At 58.0% G+C, this 13,034-nt stretch carries 9 protein-coding genes; 4 read left to right on the forward strand and 5 right to left on the reverse strand.

Features of this window, described 5'->3' with window-relative positions; translation table 11 throughout:
* The first annotated feature begins 1 nt into the window (after position 1).
* Positions 2-1,012, forward strand: coding sequence for an Hsp33 family molecular chaperone (locus tag BN1012_RS01530; RefSeq protein ID WP_043948242.1), 1,011 nt, complete (start codon positions 2-4; stop codon positions 1,010-1,012).
* On the forward strand, positions 984-1,616 hold the full coding sequence (locus BN1012_RS01535; RefSeq protein ID WP_145973381.1) for a hypothetical protein: 633 nt from the start codon (positions 984-986) through the stop codon (positions 1,614-1,616). The genes BN1012_RS01530 and BN1012_RS01535 overlap by 29 nt, the downstream gene beginning before the upstream one ends.
* Here the strand turns inward: BN1012_RS01535 and argE are convergent.
* The gene (gene argE, locus BN1012_RS01540) at positions 1,606-2,775 is read right to left on the reverse strand and encodes an acetylornithine deacetylase (RefSeq protein ID WP_043948244.1); all 1,170 of its coding nucleotides are present in this window, start codon (positions 2,773-2,775) and stop codon (positions 1,606-1,608) included. The genes BN1012_RS01535 and argE overlap by 11 nt on opposite strands.
* A 248-nt stretch (positions 2,776-3,023) precedes the next feature.
* Between argE and BN1012_RS01545 the strand changes: the two genes are divergently transcribed.
* Both BN1012_RS01545 and BN1012_RS01550 read left to right on the forward strand, forming a co-directional pair.
* Positions 3,024-4,349 (forward strand): efflux RND transporter periplasmic adaptor subunit, encoded by a 1,326-nt coding sequence (locus BN1012_RS01545; protein ID WP_052534308.1) that lies wholly within the window; start codon positions 3,024-3,026, stop codon positions 4,347-4,349.
* Positions 4,350-4,351: 2 nt separating this feature from the next.
* Positions 4,352-7,606, forward strand: coding sequence for an efflux RND transporter permease subunit (locus tag BN1012_RS01550; RefSeq protein ID WP_052534311.1), 3,255 nt, complete (start codon positions 4,352-4,354; stop codon positions 7,604-7,606).
* A gap of 24 nt (positions 7,607-7,630) precedes the next feature.
* On the opposite strand, the gene BN1012_RS01555 is transcribed toward BN1012_RS01550, so the two are convergent.
* The 4 genes from BN1012_RS01555 to BN1012_RS01570 form a co-directional block, all read right to left on the reverse strand.
* Positions 7,631-9,640, reverse strand: a complete 2,010-nt coding sequence (locus BN1012_RS01555) for an SDR family oxidoreductase (RefSeq protein WP_043948245.1) — start codon at positions 9,638-9,640, stop codon at positions 7,631-7,633.
* A gap of 131 nt (positions 9,641-9,771) precedes the next feature.
* Positions 9,772-11,229: a TrkH family potassium uptake protein gene (locus BN1012_RS01560; protein ID WP_244442929.1), complete on the reverse strand. Its 1,458-nt coding sequence runs from the start codon at positions 11,227-11,229 to the stop codon at positions 9,772-9,774.
* A gap of 74 nt (positions 11,230-11,303) precedes the next feature.
* Positions 11,304-11,714: a Co2+/Mg2+ efflux protein ApaG gene (gene apaG / locus BN1012_RS01565; protein WP_043950485.1), complete on the reverse strand. Its 411-nt coding sequence runs from the start codon at positions 11,712-11,714 to the stop codon at positions 11,304-11,306.
* Between the two features lie 93 nt (positions 11,715-11,807).
* Positions 11,808-13,025, reverse strand: a complete 1,218-nt coding sequence (locus tag BN1012_RS01570) for an O-succinylhomoserine sulfhydrylase (RefSeq protein WP_043950486.1) — start codon at positions 13,023-13,025, stop codon at positions 11,808-11,810.
* Between the last annotated feature and the right edge of the window lie 9 nt (positions 13,026-13,034).

The raw sequence follows: 13,034 nt of genomic DNA on the forward strand, positions 1-13,034 counted from the left end.
CATGGACCAGACAACACCTGTGTCCTCAAACGCGCCCACAACAAATGTGGTGGTAGACGCCACAGACGACGTTGTGCTGCCATTCGCCATTGAAGGCATGAGTGTGCGCGGCCGTCTGGCGCGAACGGGTCCGGTCATTTCCGACATTCTCGGCCGCCATGATTATCCGCCTGCGGTATCGCGACTGGTCGCCGAAACGCTTCTGCTTGCGTCCATGTTGGGCACAGCTTTGAAGCTGGAAGGCCGCTTCACGGTTCAGACCTCAAGCGATGGACCGGTCGACCTGCTGGTTGCCGACATGACCAAGGACGGTGGCCTGCGCGGCTATGCCCATTTTGATGCAGACGCCGTTGCTGCTCTGAGCACGGAAACACCAACCCTTGAGCAACTGACGGGCAAGGGCAGCATGGCTCTCACGATTGATCAGGGACCTGGGCGCAATTCTTATCAGGGCGTCGTTCCGCTTGAAGGTGACTCCATCGCGGCCTGCGGCGAAGACTACTTCCGCCGCTCAGAGCAGTTGCCGACGCTGATAAAGCTGGTTGTGGCTCAGTCCTTCGAGCGGGATGCAAGCGGCACGGCAGACGGTGGCTGGCGCGCCGGCGGCATCATGATCCAGCAGATGCCCGAAGATGGCGGTTTTGTCCGTGATCTGGATCCCGGCGATGCACCCGACGGCAGCGTAGCCGCGGAGGACGCAGCCGAAGACGAAAACTGGAATCGCGCCAAGATCCTGATGGAGACTGTTGAGGATCATGAGCTTGTTGATCCGGCGTTGGCATCTGAACAATTGCTGTATCGGCTGTATCATGAGGATGGCGTGCGGGCTTTTCCGCCGCATCCGCTAAGCTTCTCATGCAGGTGCTCTCAGGACTACATTAAGGGCGTGCTTGAAGGATTCGGCTCTGAAGAAATGGCCGACATGCACACCGATGATGGCCGCATAGAGGTGCGATGTGAGTTTTGCAGCAGCACATACAACTTTGATCCCGAAGAGTTCAAAGGCAGCTAGGGCGCTTGGCGTTCTTCTGGCGGTCGGGTTTCTGGCCGCATGCGCCAATTCATCACCACCCCCACCTTCCGGCCCTGTGGCTGCAACCATCACCTTTGCTCATAAGACACCCCTGGCTTTGGACGTGGCCTCTGTCGAACTGGTTGAGCCGTGGCGGCAGCCTGGTACACCACCGCACATCGGTCATCGCAATGCCAACAGCCCGCCCGACATTGTGCGCGCGTGGACCCGTGATCGTCTCCGGGCGTCACCCGGCGGGCCCGGTGCGAAGGATGGCACTGTGTTGCGCGTTATCCTCCAGGACGGCGCTGTAACGCGCACAGCCCTGAAAGTGGAAGAAGGTGTCGGCGGGCTGTTTCGTGATGAGGCAGATACCCAGATCGACGCCGTGGCAGCCGTTGACGTGGAAGTCATGGACCCGGTGGCCGGACGCATCGGCAGCGTAAGCGTAAAGGTTGTCGGGAGCCGGAAGATACTTGAAAGCGCCAGCATCAATGAGCGTGATCGCGTCTACTTCGCGCTCATGGAAGAGATCGCCGCATCCCTCAACAGCGCGCTTGAAAACGGTCTTAACGCCGAGTTGGGTTTTGTCATCAAGCGCTGATGTAGTCCACCAGACGCGACAGAAAATCATCACAGGCTTGAAGCTGCGCCTGCGTCACCCACTCATCCGGCTTGTGCGCCTGCTGAATGCTTCCTGGCCCGCACACGAGCGTTGGGATGCCCACATCCTGAAACAGCCCTGCTTCGGTCGCGTAAGACACGGCCTGTCGATCGTTGGTGCCCGCCAGCATCATCACGGCGGTTTCCAGCGGAGTGGCTTCTTCGCTGGCTTTCAGGCCCGGTGCCTGCGCAAGTGTTTCAATCGTAATATCCGCGCTGGGGTAAACCGTTTGCATGTCAGGCAGCAGTTCGCGGCGCGCATACTCCATCAGCCGGTGACTTATTTCGTCTTCGTCCTGGCCCGGCAGGGTCCGGTGCTCGAACGTAAACCAGCAATGGCGCGGAACGATGTTTGTGGCCGTGCCGCCGCCAATGCGGCCCACTGAAAGCGTGGTGTAAGGCGGTGAAAAACGACCCGTCGCGTCTCCACGTTGACGCATCTCTTCGGCGATCTCAGCCAGATGTGAAATCATCCGGGCAGCAGCAATGATCGAGTTCACACCCTTGTCGGTCTGGCTGGAGTGAAACTCCAGACCGGTCACTTCCACACGGAAGGACCGAATGGCCTTGTGCGCGTCCACGACGGCCATGTCCGTCGGCTCACCCACGATCACCAGGTCAGGCTTTGGCAAATGCTTCGCGATGTGCGCAATCATCGGGCGCACGCCAAGGCAGCCGATCTCTTCGTCATAGGAAAATGCAAAGTGGACTGGTCGTTGCAGCTCAGCTGACGCTAGCTTGGGCAGCTGTGACAGGGCGCAGGCGATGAACCCCTTCATGTCGCACGTTCCGCGCCCGTAGTAGCGGCCATCGCGCACATCCATGGTGAACGGGTCAGTCGACCAGTCCTGGTCAGCGACCGGCACAACATCTGTGTGCCCGGACAGCACGATCCCGCCCGGCCCGTCACCCCCGATTGTGCCGTACAGGTTGGCCTTGGTGCCGTCCTCATTGGGCAGCAGCTCATAGGTCATGCCGTGCGCGTCCATCAGGCCTGTAATGAAGTCTGTCAGGGCCAGATTGCTCAAATGGCTGGTCGTATCGAACGAAATCAGCTTCGCGAGCAGGTCAGGGGCCGCATGGGAAACATTATCGGGCATGGGAATGGAGGCTCCGGAAACTCAAAATCTCAGTATTCGTGGTGACTTAGGACAAAATCCGACGGATTTCGACCGATGTGACCGTTTGACACAAAGCAATCCGGTTCACACATGTGGACCGTATATCATCTAGGGTCTTTTGCCTCGCGAGGTTTGCGATGCTGACCAGCCATTCATGACCTGTTGTGGCACCGTTCATCGAAGGCGGGTCACTATGGTGCCTTCACATATCGCCCGAAAGGCAATTGATGCTTGATCGCTACGAGGATGAAGAGCGCGGCTCCCGCCAATATGGCCGGGATAGCGCACCTGCCTTGCCCGGCGACGAGCCTTATCGTCCCTGGTGGCGTCGCTTTTTACCGCTGCTCATCCTTGGTGGCGCCGTCGCTGCATTTGCACTCCTGCGCGCCACACAGCCAGAAGTCGTGCCCGACGCACCTGAAGAGCGCATCTGGACGGTGAATGCCTCCACAGTTGGGTTTGCCGACATTCAGCCTGAACTGCAGGTGTTTGGTGAGATCGTGCCGGGCCGCAAGGTGGAACTGCGTGCCCTTGTTGCGGGTGAAATTCTAGAAACCGGTGAGAACTTCCAGGAAGGCGGCATCATCAAGGCTGATGACCTGCTCGTCCTGATTGATCCCTTCGACTATGAAGCCGCCCGTGATGAAGCGACCGCCCAGCTCGACGAAGGCCGCGCCCGCCTTTCGGAGATCAAGGCGCGTGCCGTGCTTGAGGGCCAGGCGCTCGTAAGTGCACGTCAGCAACTCACCATCCGCCAGCGTGACCTCAGTCGCGCCATTCGCCTCGCCAAGGGTGGCAACATTTCGCAAAAGACAGTGGACGACCGCCGCCTTGCTGTCAGTCAGCAGGAAGCCGCCGTCGACCAGCGCGTCAGCAATGTGGCCGTCGAAAACTCTCGCGTTGAACAGCAGCAGGCAACCATCTCGCGTCTTGAGGTCGGGTTGCGCCGTGCCGAACGCGACCTCAACAACACGCGCGTCGTCTCCCCTTTTACCGGCTTTGTTGGCGATGTGTCGGCAGAACGCGGCAAGCGGGTAAGCCTCAACGACAAACTTGCAGATTTGACCGACGCTGATCGTCTTGAAGTCGCCTTTACGCTGTCTGACGCGCAATACGGCCGCATCATCGCAGCCGAAGGCAACGTCACAGGACGGCCCGCCAAAGTGCTGTGGCGCGTCGGCGATCGGCAGATCGAATATGATGCCACCATCGAGCGGGTTGGTGCCGAGATATCAGCGGCCTCCGGCGGCGTGGAAGCGTTCGCACGCCTTGAAACCAAAGGCACCGACACACCGCTGCGTCCCGGCGCGTTTGTGGAAGTCCGCCTTCCTGACACACGCTATCAGCAGGTCGCGCAGCTACCTGAAACAGCGCTGTACGAAGGTAACCGTGTGTACGTGATCGCCGAAGGCCGGCTTGAGGCGCGTGAGATTGAAGTAGCAGCGCGCACCTCGGACGGCATTCTTGTCAGCGGTAATCTTTCTCCCGGCGAAAAAGTGCTGGCGACCCGCTTTGCCGAAGCAGGACCCGGCGTTCGGGTTGAGGAGCGCTAGTCATGTCTGGGCGCGATGACAACAATCCCACTGACGCTCACCATGAGTCCTATCGTTCCATAGCGGATGCGGATCGCCCGCGGGGCATTCTTGGGTTCTTTGTAGTCCACCGCAACGCCGCCAATCTTCTGATGGGCATGCTGGTGGTTGCCGGGCTTTATGCCCTCACCCAACTCAACACGCAGTTTTTTCCAAAGACCGAAGTGCCCACAATTTCCGTCGTCATCGCATGGCCCGGTGCCAGTGCCGAGGACGTTGAAGGAAACATCATCGAGGCTATTGAGCCCGAGGTGAGGTTTCTTGATGGGGTGGACAGCGTCGACAGCTATGCCCGCGAAGGCGTGGCACAGATTGTCGTCGAGTTTGCCAGCGGCGCCGATATGCAAAAGGCGCAGTCAGATATCGAGCAGGCCGTCTCAAGCGTCACGACCTTGCCGCAGGACAGCGAGCGCGCTGTCATCAGCCGTTTTATCTTCTATGAGTCTGTTGCCGCGCTGGCCATCTCTGGCCCCTTTACGGAAAGCGCCTTGCGCGCTTATGCGAAAGACATTCGCGACGAGCTCTTGAACTCCGGTGTTGACCGTGTGGTCATGAAAGGCGTGCGCGACCCGGAATTGATCGTCGAAGTTTCCGAAGCCAATTTGCGTCGCCTCGATCTATCGGTCGCAGACGTATCCGCACGCATCCGACAGGTCAGCCAGGACCTGCCATCCGGCACCCTTGAAGGCGCTCAGGAAAAGCAACTGCGGTCCATGGGTCTGGCAACCGATCCTGCATCTCTTGGAGCCATTGAAATCAAGTCGCTCGCGGGCGGCGAAAAGGTTCGCCTTCAGGACATTGCTGAGATTCGCGATGGGTTTGATGACAGTCAGCCAACCGGTCTGCGTGGCGGCCAGCTTGCCATGCAGCTTGATATCCAACGCGCGATGACCGCTGACACGCTCGACGTTCAGGCGAATGTGGAAAAGGCTCTGGCCGGACTGACATCCACATTGCCTCCGACGCTCAGGGTCGAGATGTTCAACGTGCAAGCTGATCTGGTTTTTGACCGGATCATGCTGTTGGTGAAAAACGGCGTCGGGGGCCTGCTCCTTGTGCTGGCCATCCTGTTCGTCTTCCTGAATGCGCGCGTCGCCTTCTGGGTATCGGCCGGTATCCCCGTGGCCATGATGGCAACGCTGGCTGTCATGCTGGCAACAGGCCAGTCCATCAACATGATCTCGCTGTTCGCACTTATCATGACCATTGGCATCATCGTCGATGACGCCATTGTGGTTGGCGAACATACAACGACCTTGCGCGAAAAGGGTCACCCACCTGCGGTTGCGGCCTATCTGGGTGGCAAACGCATGTTTGGTCCTGTGTTCGCTGCAATCCTGACAACCGTCGCCGCCTTTGCGCCTATTCTGCTGATTGGCGACATCATCGGGCAGATCCTGCGCGCAATGCCGCTGGTGGTGATGGCCGTAATGGTCGCCAGTTTGGTCGAGTGCTTTTTGGTGTTACCCGGTCACATGCATCATGCCCTCGAAGGGAGCATGAAGCAGAGTCGTTTTCATGCATGGTTCAATGCACATTTTGCGCGCTTCCGTGATGGCCCCTTTCGCCGGATTGTCGCCGTCTCATTTGACATGCGCTACACGACGCTGGCCATTGCTGCAGCAGCCTTCATTATCTGCATCGGGTTGATGCAGACAGGGCGGGTCGGCTTCCAGTTCTTCCCATCGCCCGAAGGCGAGACAGTGGACGCCACCGTGGTTTTTGCACCGGGCACTCCGCGCGAAACAACCCAGGATGCCATCGAACAGATTGATGCAGCGCTGGAGCGCGCGGTTCTCGAGCTCGCTGGCGAAGATGGCAAGCTCGTACAGATGTCATATGGCACCATCGGCGAAACCGGCGGGTCCTTCAGTGCAACCAGCGGTGACAACCGAGGCAGCCTTCAGGTTGAGCTTGTGGCCTCAGAGCTGCGCAGCATCCGCACCCGCGACCTTGTGGCTGCATGGCGCGCCGAGCTGCCGGTTATTCCCGGTGTTGAGCGCATTGCCCTCAAGGAACGCCGCGGTGGCCCTCCTGGCCGCGACCTTGATGTACGTCTGACCGGCGGTGACCCGCGTGAGCTGAAAGCAGCCGCCCTTGAAGTCCGCGACCTGCTGGCAACATTTGACGGCGTGTCTGACATTGAAGACGACCTGCCTTATGGCAAGCAGGAACTGATCCTTGAAGTCAATCCGCGCGGCGCAGCGCTGGGCTTCACAACGGAGACGGTCGGCCGTCAGGTACGCAACTCATTCGAAGGTGCCATCTCAAAACGATTTGCCCGTGACGATGAAGAGGTGACAATCCGCGTGCAGTTGCCGGACGCTGAAAAATCACGCGCGCTTGAGGATCTGTTTCTGCGTACCGATCAGGGCCGCGAAGTGCCTTTAACGGAAGTTGTTTCCATTCGTGAGCAGTCCGGTTTCTCACGGTTGCGCCGGGAAGACGGCAAGCGGTTTGTTTCCATCGCTGCGGAGGTTGACGCGCTTGCAACGGACTCAAACGCCATCATCCGCGCACTTCCGGACGCTGGGTTGTCCGACATCGCAGCCAAATACAATCTGAACTTTGAGTTCTCAGGACGTGCCGAAGAACAGGGTGCAGCATTTGCAGACCTTGGGGCAGGCAGCCTGATTGCCTTGGTCGCGATCTACATCATTCTGGCGTGGGTTTTCGCCAGCTATGCGCGTCCTATCGTTGTGATGTCGATCATTCCATTTGGTCTTGTTGGCGCTGTGCTTGGCCATCTGGTCATGGGCTTTGATCTCACCATCCTGAGCTTTGTCGCCTTGCTCGGCTTGGCTGGCATTCTGGTGAATGACTCGATCATTCTCGTCGACCAGATCGACAACCGTCTCGACGAAGGCAAGAGCGTGAGAGACGCTGTGATCCACGGCGTGCAGGACCGATTGCGTGCTGTGCTTCTGACGTCGCTAACGACGGTCGGTGGGTTAACGCCGCTCCTGTTTGAAACAAGTCTGCAGGCCCAGTTCCTGTTGCCCATGGCCATCACGCTGGCATGGGGGCTTGCAACAGCGACTTTCCTGGTCCTGCTTGTCGTTCCGGCCATTTTGGGGATTCAGGAAGACGCCCGTGCACTGTTTGGGCGTAAGCGGTCGCCGCGCATCATCGATATTGATGCTGAGGCTTGGGAAGATGCGGATGCCCGCATCGCTGAACGTGACAATGTTCGCCGCATTCCCCGGCCGGGCGAATAACCACCCGACCGGGATAGGTGCGGTTTACCAGTGAATGCCGCGGGTAAGCGCTGCCAGCGCCACGGCTTCATTGCTGACTTTCGGTTGAGCCTTGTCGCCCGGCTTGCCGCCCTTGGCAGCATCTGAATCCGGGAACAACCGATAGGTGGTGTTGAAGATCGTGTTCATGGCCTTTGGGGCCAGTGCCCACAACACCTGCGCGAATGTACCAAGGCGGGTACTCACGCTGGTTGGCTTTTCAATGATGGCCCGGCAAATGAGATTGGCTGCATCGTCCGGGGCCAGCGTCGGCACGTGATCGTACATCTTGGTGGGCGCGATCATTGGCGTGCGAACCAGCGGCATGTACACATTGGTGAAGTTGATGTTGTTGTGCTGGTACTCAGGCGCTGCACAGGAGGAGAACGCGCCCAGCGCCGACTTTGATGCCACATAAGCGGAGAACCGTGGCTGGTTGGCCTGCACACCAATCGACAGGATGTTGATGATGTGCCCGTTGTTCTGGTTCACCATGTGCGGAAGGAAGCCCATGATGAGACGCAGCGCACCAAAGTAGTTCAGCTGCATCGTGCGTTCAAAGTCATGGAAGCGGTCATAGGATAGTGATACAGACCGGCGGATTGAACGACCGGCATTGTTGACCAGAACGTCAGCTCGTCCCAGATCATCAATCACCCTCTTCACGAACTTGTCGCAGTCTTCAATCTCTGCCGCATCAAGGGTGTAGGCGTGGACTTTGCCTTTGCCCTTCTTTTGAAGGTGTACTTTTGTCTCAGCCAATGTTTCGGCCGTACGTGCGGCAATCACCGTGGTGGCGCCGGCAGCCACCAGCTTTTCAGCAACAGCAAGGCCGATACCAGACGTGGCACCGGTCACAATCACCACCTTGCCTTTGACAGCACCTGACAGTGTGCGATCCTGGAACAGGGACGGATCAAGGTTGCGTTCCCAATAGTCCCAGAGCACCGGCGCATAGGATTCAAGCTCCGGGCACTTGATGCCGGACCCTTTGAGTGCCGCCGCTGTGTCCCGGTTGTCGAACTTGGTGGGATAGTTGAAGAACTTCATCGTCGCGCGCGGAATGCCAAAGTCCGCCAGAACACCATCTGAGATCGTGCGTACTGGTGGAAGGTTCTTGATGCCGTCGCGAACGGCTTTTGGAATGAATTGGAAGATGCCTGCGTCAATACGCATGGCGAACTCTGGGCCATGTCCTGCGCGGGCAAAGGTGTTGAGCACGTCACCCACACGCATCCCCTCAGGATTGGTGAGGTGGAATGTCTTGCCGTTCAGACCGGGTTTATGCGCGATGTGGTCCATGGCATCTGCCACATAGTCCACCGGCACAATGTTCATGTAGCCGCCTTCGAGGCCTACCAGCGACAGCCAGCGCGGCAGGGCATTGCGCAGGCGCTGCAACATCTTGAAGAAGAAATAGGGGCCGTCGATCTTGTCGATGAAGCCCGTATCGCTATGACCAACTACAATGCCCGGCCGGTAAATCCGATAAGGGATGGTGCAGTTTTCGCGCACAACTTTTTCTGAGTCGTGCTTCGTCCGGAAATAGGGGTGTTCGTTTTCTTCCCATTCCTCGTACATGTCTTCGCGCCAGTAGCCATTGAACAGACCGGCGGCGGCGATGGAGCTTGTGTGATGGAAGCACTTTGCTTTGACAGCTTCCGCAAAGGTCACCGCATTGTTGGTGCCTTCAACATTGGCCTTGATCTGGCTGTCCGCATCTTCGTTAGCGATGTCGTAGATCGCAGCAAGGTGGAAGACATTGCCGATCTTGCCGCGAAGGGCAGTGATCTGCTTGGGAGAGACACCGAGCTTGGCTTTTCCAAGATCGCCTGTGACCGGAACGATCCGGTCTGCAGCGTTGGGCGTCTTTTCTGACAGATCGTCAATCAGGCTTTTGATCTTTGCCTTGGAGCCTGAACGCACCAGCACATAGATCTTGCCTTTACGGGCCAGAAGATTTTCCAGCAGATGCCGACCGATAAAACCGGTGGCACCGGTCACAAAGCTGTCCATAGGACACCCTCCCCAAATTCGTTCCCTGTGTATCGAAAGCTTGGCTCATTGAGCGGCCAGCTCCCGTTGTTCTGACAGAAAGACTAGGGGAAACACGCCGCCTGTACAGGCAAAAGTGTGGGAAAGAGGCGCTATGACCGCCAAAAAATGCGCGAAAAGAGAATGAGCACCGTGAACAGCTCCAGTCGACCGATGAGCATGCCCAGTGCCATCAGCCATTTGGCCGTATCCGGAATACCTGAAAAGTTGGCTGAAGGACCAACTTCCGGTCCAAGCCCGGGGCCGACATTGGCAATGGAAGTGGCGGCAGATGACAGGGCGGTGAGCGGCTCCAGCCCAGAAAAAGTCAGCAGCAATGCGAGCCCGCCGAAGCATGCAATGTAGAGGAAGAAGAAACTCATCACTGAAGCAGAGACACTTTCGGGGATCGCTCTGCGATTGTAATGGGGAATGAAAATCCCGTGCGGGTAGATCATGCGGCGCAGATGACTGACGCAGGTGGCAGCAATCACCTGAACGCGGAAAATCTTGAGGCCGCAGGAGGTGGATCCCGAGCACCCGCCGATAAACATCAGCGTAAAGAACAGTGCAATTGCGAACGGACCCCAGGCGCCATAATCCTGCGTGGCGTATCCGGTGCCCGTCATCACGGAAACGACGTTGAATGCCGCGTAGCGAATTTGTGCTTCGAAGGTTCCTTCAAGACCGCGCGCCATCTGATAGACAATCATCGCAAGAGTCGCGATGCCGAGCAGGCTCAGAAACACCCGCACCTGCGTGTCCTGCAGGAACGGCATGGCCTTGCCACGAAACGCCTGGATATACAGAACGAAGGGCAGGCTGCCCGCGATCATGCCCGCAATAATGATGTAGTGGATGAGGGCGCTGTCAAAATGACCAACCGACGCGTCCCGCGTCGAATAGCCTCCGGTGGCGATGGTCGTCATGGCATGATTGATGCCGTCAAAAAAGCTCATGCCTGCAGCCCACAGGGCAAATGCGGTCACAACCGTAAAAATCACATAGACGGTAGTGATGGTGCCCGCGAGACCGGCCGCGCTGGGCAGCACTTTGTCAGGCGTGTCAAATGCCTCCACCTTGAAGAGCTGCATACCACCGACCTGCAGGATCGGCAGAATGCTCACCGCCATGACGATGATCCCGATACCACCAAGCCATTGCAGCAGCGATCGCCAGAGGAGGAGTCCCGGCGCAACTGTATCGAGCCCCACAATGATGGTGGACCCGGTCGTCGTCAGCCCGGACATGCTTTCAAAAAAAGCGTCTGTGTAGGACAGGTTGAGTTCGGAGAAGGCAAAGGGCAGGGCGCCGAAGATCACCAGCGACAACCATACAGCCGGCACCAGCACAAAGGCCTGCTTGAGCGTCATGTCCCCCGCGCTGCCCCAGTTCATCAGGGCAAATGTGACGCCGAAGAAAGTGGTCACAACGGCTGACGCCAGGAAAACGCGCCAATCCGGATTGGAGACAGCCGCATCGTAAAGCGCTGGCAGCACCATCGCGATGCCCAGCGTTACGAGCAATATGCCCACCACCAGAAAAATTGGCCGCGCGTCAAACAGCGCCAAGGGCGTGCTCCCCTATCGGCATCGCGAGTGAATCAATCAGTGACGGGAGTTTAGAGTGCTAGAGGTGAAATGCGCTAGTTGACGCTTTTGAAATCATGCGGGCTATCAAGCGAGAACGCCGGAATGGCGACGTCGAAGCGTTCCCCGGCCCCTGACAACATGCCGTAAGTGCCACTCATGATGCCTGACGGCGTTGGAAGTGGTGCACCGGATGTGTACTCGAAGCATTCACCGGGTTCGATCACCGGCTGCTCACCGACAACACCATCGCCTCGAACTTCCTGGACGCGGCCAAACGCATCGGTGATGCGCCAGTAGCGGTCCTGCAGCTGCACGCTTTCACCACCTTCGTTTTCAATCTCAACCTCATAGGCCCACACATAGTGGTCCTCAGAGGGTTCGGACTGGTCATCAAGATAGACCGGACGCACCCGCACGCGGATGTTGCGGGTCAGCGCATCATAGAAGAAGTCGTCTTCGATCATGTCACCATCCATGTCCGCCTGGGCGAATTCCATGAAAATCGGGTCCGCCATAGTGCAGCGCGTCCTTATTTTTAAAGTCTATTGCAATCGGTCTCAGGCTGCATCCAGCCCGAAACCAATGTCATCTGTCAGGTCAGCGGCATCTTCAAGGCCAACGGACAGTCTCAGCATTGCATCTGAGATGCCAAGTTCCGTTCGCGCTTCGGGAGTCAGGCGCTGGTGTGTCGTTGTTGCCGGGTGCGTAATGAGGCTTTTCGCATCCCCAAGGTTGTTACTGATCTTGATCACGCCGAGCTGGTTGGCGAGACGGAAGGCTGCTTCCTTGCCGCCTTTAACCTCAAAGGCAATCATGTTGCCGGGCAATTTCATCTGCGCCGCTGCCAGATTGTGCTGCGGATGGTCAGACCGTCCAGGATAGATCACCCGTGCAATCTTCTCCTGCGCGCCAAGAAAATCGGCAACGGCGATCGCATTTTCACAGTGGCGCTGTACCCGCAAATCCAGTGTCTCCAGGCTCTTAAGCATGACCCAGGCGTTGAAAGGGCTCAGCGCCGGCCCTGTCTGCCGCAAGAAGTTTGCCAGATGGTCGGTGACGAATTCATCAGATCCCAGAACCACGCCGCCAAGGCAGCGGCCTTGACCGTCAATGTGCTTGGTGGCCGAATAAACCACCACATCTGCGCCAAATTCCATGGGTTTTTGCAGCACCGGCGTGGCAAAAACATTGTCCACCACCAGCCGTGCTCCCGCCTCATGGGCAATATCAGCGACCGCTTTCAGGTCGATGATGTCCAAAGTGGGATTGGTAGGTGTTTCGAGAAAGAACACTTTTGTGTTCGGCCGACAGGCATCACGCCATTGGTTAAGATCACAACCATCGATCAGCGTGCTTTCCACGCCAAAGCGCGGCAGCAACTCTTCAACGATGTAGCGGCACGAACCAAACAGCGCCCGGGCAGCAACAACATGGTCGCCGGCGCTGAGCTGACACAGCATGGAGGCAGTGACCGCAGCCATGCCCGTTGCAGTGGCGCGCGCAGCTTCCGCCCCTTCAAGCGCGATCATGCGCTCTTCAAACATCTGAACCGTGGGGTTGGAGAAGCGCGAATAGATGAAGCCATCACTTTCGCCCTTGAAGCGGGCTTCGGCCTGCTCGGCGCTGTCATAGACATAGCCGGAGGTCAGATACATCGCTTCGGATGTCTCGCCAAAGGGAGACCGCTGGGTCCCGCCATGCACCATTTCGGTCTGTGGACGCAGCTTGCGATCTGACACTGTGCTGCTCTTGCTATCGTTTGTTGGCTCGCCCATGGGGCCTTC

The organism is Candidatus Phaeomarinobacter ectocarpi, from assembly GCF_000689395.1.
Lineage (GTDB): Bacteria > Pseudomonadota > Alphaproteobacteria > CGMCC-115125 > CGMCC-115125 > Pyruvatibacter > Pyruvatibacter ectocarpi.